This is a genomic window from Kitasatospora sp. NPDC056181, assembly GCF_042266225.1.
Taxonomy (GTDB): Bacteria; Actinomycetota; Actinomycetes; order Streptomycetales; family Streptomycetaceae; genus Kitasatospora.
In genome coordinates this window covers 1-5351 of sequence record NZ_JBHJUK010000272.1, presented here as the reverse complement: position 1 = coordinate 5351, position 5351 = coordinate 1, and the positions used below count along the sequence as shown (strand labels likewise).

The following is a 5351-nucleotide window of genomic DNA, read 5'->3' as shown; positions in this document are numbered from 1 at the left end:
GCCCCCGACCCGGCGGGCGCCGCGCGCGCCCGCGCCGCTGCGGGCAGCCGGCCGGGCGGGCCTCAGGGCGGCGGGCAGGGCGTCCATGCCGGCGGGCACCCGGGCGGGCAGCCCGGTGGGCACGCGGGCGGGCCTCAGGGCGGGCCTCAGGGCAGGTACCCCGGCGTTCACCCCGGTGCCCGGGCCGGCGTCCACCCGGGCTCGCGGCCCGGTGCCGCGCAGCGACGGCCGCAGGGCCAGCCGGCCACCACGCCGATGCCCCGGCCCGAGGCCGCCCAGGCCACCCGGCCGCTGCGCCAGCGCCAGCAGACCCCGCCACCCGGACGGACCGGCGGGCCCGGCGGCCTCGCCGGACCGCACGAGCGGGAGCCACAGCGGGAGCGGGAGCCGCAGCGGACGGACCGGCCGCGGCGCACCCGCGACCGGCAGCACACCCCCGTCCCGGGCGGCCGCCCCGGCACATCACGGCAGCGGCTGCTGAGGCAGCGGCTGGTCGTCTTCGTCACCGTCACGCTCGGAGTGGCCCTGGCGATCGCGGCGGCACAGGGGTGCGAGAACCACAGCAACCAGGGTCACGGCCCGGCCGGCGGCGGGACCGTGAGCACCGCGCCCGTCCAGGCCGCCCAGCCGGCCGGGGCCGGGCAGTCGGTGGACGGTGTGTCGCCCACGGCGGTGCCCCAGACCGCGACCACCCCGCTGACCACGGCGGCCCGCGGCGACGGGGCGCTGGCGCCCGCCCAGGGCGCCGGGCCCACGGTCGACTGGCCGAACCGCAGCTACCCCGACCCGGCGGGTGGCCCCGCCATCGCGCTGCGGGACGGGCGGTCGGCGGGCGCCGGGCCGCAGGTCGCACTGAGCGCGGTCCTCCCGGCCCGCTACAAGGGTGCACCGGCCTCCCTGGTGGTGCTGCGGCGAGCAGAGGGATCGGTGCCGGTCGACCTGGTCCAGCTCTTCTCCTTCAACGGGGACGCGCCCGTACCTCTCGCCTCCCGTTCCTCGGCCGCCGACCCGCAGGCGACCGCCACCTGGCGGCTCGACAACGGCGCGCTGGTCCGTGAGGAGCGCAGCGCCCAGACGGGCGCCGCCGCCTCCACCCGCTACACGCTGCGGGCGGACGGGACCATGGAGGAGTCGTGGCCCGGCGCCCCCACCCTCACCGTCACCCCGCCACCGGCCGCCGCCCCCGCCCCGCCCACCGCCCCCGCGGGCTGACACCCCGGGGCACTCCCGGCGCCGCGTGTGCAGAACCCTCCGGGGCCCCGGGCAGGTACGGGAAGTCGGACCGGCCGACTTCCCACACCCCGGGCTGCGCCACCTGACCGGGCGCCCCCGGGAGCGGGCCAAGGCGGACCCGGGCAGCCGCAGACGCTCCGAACACACCCGCGCACAGGAAGTCGGACCGGCCGACTTCCACTCCCCCACCACGTACAGCGCGGCGACCGCCACCCGGCCGGACGGCAACGGGCGTCACTCCGGCGGGTCGAGTGGGAGCCGGGCCGGCCGGCTTTCCGTGTCAGGTGTCAGGAGGTCGCGGTGACGGCGTAGAAGGCCACGGCTGCGGCGGCGCCGACGTTGAGGGAGTCGATGCCGTGGGCCATCGGGATCCGGACGGGGTGGTCGGCGGCCGCGATGGCCTGGCGGGTGAGGCCGTCGCCTTCGGCGCCGAGCATGAGGGCCGCCTTGGGAAGCTGGTGCGGGGCCAGCGCGGCGAGGTCGACGGCGGAGTCGGCCGGGGTGAGGGCGAGCAGGCTGAAGCCGGCGGCGCGGACGGTGTCGAGGGCCGCCGGCCAGGGGTCCAGCCGGGCGTAGGGGACGGCGAACACGGCGCCCATGGAGACCTTGACGGCGCGGCGGTAGAGCGGGTCGGCGCAGTCGGGCGAGAGCAGGACGGCGTCCATGCCCAGCGCAGCGGCACTGCGGAAGATCGCGCCCAGGTTGGTGTGGTCGACCAGCCCTTCCAGCACCGCCACGCGGCGGGCACCGGCCAGCACCGTGGCGGCCTCCGGCAAGGGCTTCCGCTCCATGGAGGCGAGTGCGCCGCGATGGACGTGGTAGCCGGTGACGGCCTCGGCGAGGGCGGGTTCGACGACGTGGACGGGGGCGTCGGCCTCGGCGATCACGTCCGCCATCACGTCCAGCCACTTGGCCGTGAGCAGCATCGACCTCATCCGGTATCCGGCGGCGAGGGCGCGGCGGATGACCTTCTCGCCCTCGGCGATGAACAGGCCCTCGGCGGGCTCGCGTCGGCGGCGGAGTTCGACGTCGGTCAGGCCGGTGTAGTCGGCGAGGCGCGGGTCTGCGGGATCGGTGATGGTGCTGGGTTCGGACACCCTGCGATCTTGCCAAGGCGGGGTGGAGAAGGCCAAACGGCCCAAAGGGCGGAGGTCGCTGCCCTTGGCCCGTCGGCGCGCAGAGTGCAAATATGACGTATGGCCCGTTTTCCGGGCCGATCCTGGGCTCCGTCGGCCACTGGTGCTTCTGGCTCCTCTGTCGCCTCCCGTGCCACTGGCACCGCCGGCTCCGCCGGTGGGCGCCCACACGGTCGGCAACAGCAGCCACGAGCGGCGCGGCCGAAGCCGGTGAAGCACCGGTCGGTGGCCGGGCAGTTCTTCGCGCTCCAGGTACTGGTCGTGCTCCTGCTGGTGGCCTCCGCCGTGGTCGCCCTGGTGGTGCAGTCCCGCAACGACGCCCGGCACGAGGCGACCAACCGGTCGGTGGCGGTGGCGCAGACCTTCGCCAACTCGCCCGGCATCGTCGAGGCGCTGCGCTCCCCCGACCCGACCGCGATCCTCCAGCCCTATGCGCAGGCGGCGCGGATCAACGCGGGCGTGGACTTCATCGTCGTGCTCGATACCAACGGCATCCGCTACACCCACCCGAACCCGGCGCGGATCGGGCAGAAGTTCGTCGGCAACTACGAGCCCGCCTTGCAGGGCCAGGTGGTCACCGAGGAGATCAACGGCACGATCGGGCCGCTCGTCCAGGCGATCGTGCCGGTGCACGCGCCGGACGGCCAGGTGGTCGGGATGGTGTCGGCCGGGATCACGATCGCCAATGTGAGCAGCGCCAGCGAGCGGCAGCTGCCGGTCGTGCTCGGCGCGGCGGCGGTCGCGCTCGGGCTGGCCACCTGTGGGACGGCGCTGATCAGCCGGCGCCTGCGGCGGCAGACCCACGGGCTGGGGCCGGTCGAGATGACGCGGATGTACGAGCACCATGCGGCGGTGCTGCACGCCGTGCGCGAAGGGGTCCTGATCGTCGGCGGCGACGGGCGGCTGCTGCTCTGCAACGACGAGGCCCGCCGGCTCCTGGACCTGCCTGCCGACGCCGAGGGGCGGATGGTGACCGACCTCGGCCTGGAGACCGCGCCCCAGGACCTGCTGACCGCCAACCGGCCGGTCAACGACGAGATGGTCCTGGCCGGGGAGCGGCTGCTGGCGGTGAACGTCCGGCTGACCGACCAGGCCGGCGGCCCGCCCGGCTGCGTCGCCACGTTGCGCGACTCCACCGAGCTGCTGGCGCTCTCCGGGCGGGCCGAGGTGGCGCAGCGGCGGCTGCGACTGCTGTACGACGCGGGCGTCACGGTGGGCAGTTCGCTGGACGTCACGCGGACGGCCGAGGAGCTGGCGCAGGTGGCGGTGCCGCGGTTCGCGGACTTCGTCAGCGTCGATCTGGCCGAGCAGGTCCTGGAGGGCGAGGAGCCGCCGCCGGGGCTCGAACTGGGGCGGATGCGCCGGGCGGCGTTCAGCGGCGTACGGACCGACGCGCCGTTCTACCCCGTCGGCACGGTGGTGGACGTGGTGCCGACCTCGCCGCTGGCGGGGGCGCTGAGCAGCGGGCTGGCCGGGGTGGAGCCGAGGCTGGCGGAGGCGGAGGCCTGGCGGGAGCAGGATCCGGAGCGGTCGGCACAGGTGCTGGCGTACGGGGTGCACTCACTCGTACGGGTGCCGCTGCGGGCGCGCGGGGTGCTGCTGGGGGTGGCGCGGTTCTGGCGGGCCGACCGGGCCGAGCCGTTCGACGAGGAGGACCTGGCGCTGGCCGAGGAGCTGGTCTCGCACGCCGCGGTCTGCATCGACAACGCGCGCCGGTACACCCGGGAGCACGCGATGGCGGTCACCTTGCAGCACAGTCTGCTGCCGCGCAGCCTGCCGGAGCAGAACGCGCTGGAGGTGGCGCACCGGTACCTGCCGGCGCAGGCGGGCGTGGGCGGGGACTGGTTCGACGTGATCCCGCTCCCGGGCACGCGGGTGGCACTGGTGGTCGGGGACGTGGTGGGGCACGGGTTGCACGCGGCGGCCACGATGGGACGGCTGCGGACCGCGATCCACAACTTCTCGACGCTGGACCTCCCGCCGGACGAGTTGCTGGGGCACCTGGACGAGCTGGTGAACCGGATCGACCAGGAGGAGTCGGCGACCGGCGGCTCTGCGGCCGTGACCGGTGCCACCTGCCTGTACGCGATCTACGACCCGGTGTCCCGGCGCTGCACGCTGGCCAGTGCGGGGCATCCGCCGCCGGCGATGATCGACCCGGCCGGGCGGGTGGTCTTCCCGGAGCTGTCGACCGGGCCGCCGCTGGGGCTGGCGGTGCTGCCGTTCGAGACCGTCGAGGTGGAGGTGGCCGAGGGCAGCCGGCTGGTGCTGTACACGGACGGGCTGGTGGAGGACCGCGAGCGGGACATCGACGAGGGGCTGGAGCTGCTGCGGGCGGCGCTTGCCGGGCCGACGCGGACGCCGGAGCAGACCTGTGCGGACGTGCTGGGCGCCATGCTGCCGGCGCATCCGCAGGACGACATCGCGCTGCTGGTGGCGAAGACGCGGGTGCTCGCGGAGGACCACGTGGCGGAGTGGGAGGTGCGGTCCGACCCCGCGGCGGTGGGCGAGGTGCGGGCGGCGGTGGCGGAGCGGCTGGCGCTGTGGGGGCTGGACGAGGCGGCGTTCGTCACCGAGCTGATCCTGAGCGAGCTGGTGACCAATGCGATCCGGTACGGAACGGGGCCGATCCGGGTGCGGCTGCTCCGCGACCGGTCGCTGATCTGTGAGGTGTCCGACGGCAGCAGCACGTCGCCGCACCTGAAGTACGCGGCCACCACGGACGAGGGCGGGCGCGGGCTGTTCCTGGTCGCCCAGTTCGCGGACCGCTGGGGGACGCGGTACACGGCCACCGGGAAGGTGATCTGGACGGAGCAGCCGTTGGAGTGAGCGCCGGTGGGGGCGGGGCCGGGAAGCCGAGGAGCCGGGAGGCCAGGAGGCCGGGGATGCGGCGGGGGGTTTGGAGTGGACGAGGGCCGCCGCCAGCTGCACCCGCTGCATTTTTAAAAGGCTCAGCGACTCGACGGTATTGTGGTGTTTATC

3 protein-coding genes are annotated in these 5351 nt (G+C 75.3%); 2 read left to right on the top strand and 1 reads right to left on the bottom strand.

Annotation, left to right across the window (positions count from 1 at the left end; genetic code table 11):
- Window positions 1-255: 255 nt before the first annotated feature.
- Window positions 256-1212 carry a hypothetical protein gene (locus ACFC1F_RS42480; protein WP_376167081.1) on the top strand — a complete coding sequence of 319 codons (957 nt, stop codon included), beginning with the start codon at window positions 256-258 and terminating at the stop codon, window positions 1210-1212.
- A 308-nt stretch (window positions 1213-1520) separates the two neighbouring features.
- Here ACFC1F_RS42480 and ACFC1F_RS42475 read toward each other — a convergent pair whose 3' ends face one another.
- The gene (locus ACFC1F_RS42475) at window positions 1521-2330 is read right to left on the bottom strand and encodes a TrmH family RNA methyltransferase (protein WP_376167079.1); all 810 of its coding nucleotides are present in this window, start codon (window positions 2328-2330) and stop codon (window positions 1521-1523) included.
- A gap of 99 nt (window positions 2331-2429) precedes the next feature.
- Between ACFC1F_RS42475 and ACFC1F_RS42470 the strand changes: the two genes are divergently transcribed.
- Entirely contained in the window at window positions 2430-5198 is a 2769-nt protein-coding gene (locus tag ACFC1F_RS42470) for a SpoIIE family protein phosphatase (RefSeq protein WP_376167077.1), read from the top strand.
- Window positions 5199-5351: the final 153 nt, after the last annotated feature.